This window comes from Rhizobium sp. CCGE 510 (assembly GCF_000292525.1).
Classification (GTDB): Bacteria; Pseudomonadota; Alphaproteobacteria; order Rhizobiales; family Rhizobiaceae; genus Rhizobium.
Map to the genome: position 1 here is coordinate 1 of NZ_AEYF01000073.1, position 1,030 is coordinate 1,030.

General features: G+C 56.3%; 2 protein-coding genes. One reads left to right on the plus strand and one right to left on the minus strand.

Annotated elements, in window-relative coordinates:
- Window positions 1-188: 188 nt before the first annotated feature.
- Window positions 189-377 carry a hypothetical protein gene (locus tag RCCGE510_RS32330; protein WP_007637664.1) on the minus strand — a complete coding sequence of 63 codons (189 nt, stop codon included), beginning with the start codon at window positions 375-377 and terminating at the stop codon, window positions 189-191.
- On the opposite strand from RCCGE510_RS32330, the gene RCCGE510_RS32335 reads away from it, so the two are divergent.
- On the plus strand, window positions 376-579 hold the full coding sequence (locus tag RCCGE510_RS32335) for a cold-shock protein (protein WP_007637666.1): 204 nt from the start codon (window positions 376-378) through the stop codon (window positions 577-579). The two genes, RCCGE510_RS32330 and RCCGE510_RS32335, sit on opposite strands and share 2 nt — an antisense overlap.
- The last annotated feature ends 451 nt before the right edge of the window (window positions 580-1,030 follow it).

The window sequence follows — 1,030 nt, forward strand, 5'->3', positions numbered from 1 at the left end:
AGGAGCCCGGCGGCGCCATCTCTGCGTGGGGCGGGTGACCGACGTGATAGCTGTGTCCGGCGGGATCGCGCAGTGGGTGCGGCTGCCGACCCGGCAGATAAGCCTAATCCGGGAAATCTCTATGCGGTAACAGACGAGGACGTTTCACAACTGGAGCCATAGCACAGCAGCACCGCATGATCATCGCCTCATAAGAGGCTGCTGCCAAGCGGTTTGAAATCCATCACAAATTCTTCGCCGAAGCCTTTGGAGAAATTCTGAATTCGCAGCAGCAGTGACGAAACATGATTAGAGCAAACAGATTGCGGAGAAAACTCCGTCGCCTTAAAGCTTTCGGAAGCGGCAATCAGCCGTGAAAGCGTCGAGGATTTGTTCATGGCCACTGGTACGGTTAAGTTTTTCAATGGAGACAAAGGATTTGGCTTCATTACCCCGGATAATGGCGGGGCTGATGTGTTTGTGCACGTGTCCTCCTTGCAGGGTGGGAGCTTTCTCAGTGAAGGACAGAAGGTGAGCTACGAGGTCGGTCAGGATCGCAAGACCGGCAAGTCGAAGGCCGAAAACGTGCGGCTTCTTTAATTGAGATCCACAATCATGGATCGGCTGCGTCGGCGGGCTGATCCATGTTTGGGCGCGTGCCAACATGGTTGAACCTGCGCGCACGTGCCGCCTACCTCCCTATACCACGCTTTAATCGAAGCCCGGCTTCCAGCTGCCATTTTGCCGGGCGACGACCAGGCCTAAATTCCTGCCGCAACCGCTAATTTCCGATTACAGCCGTCATCTGAATTTCGACGACAGCCCCTCCAGGCGAAAGAAGGGTCGACCCCCACCCTCGTCCGCCCCGTCCCGTTCGGTCCGAACCTAACGTCCGGCCCCGTCCCGTTCCGGTACCGTACTTCCCCCCTACCCCCGGAAGGGGTAGGGGTTTGGGGTTAAGGGAACGGAAACGTAAACGGTCCGGAACTAACTTCGTCGGAACGTAAGTTTTTGGTTTTTGGTTAAACCCGGGGTAAAACCCGGGTTAGTC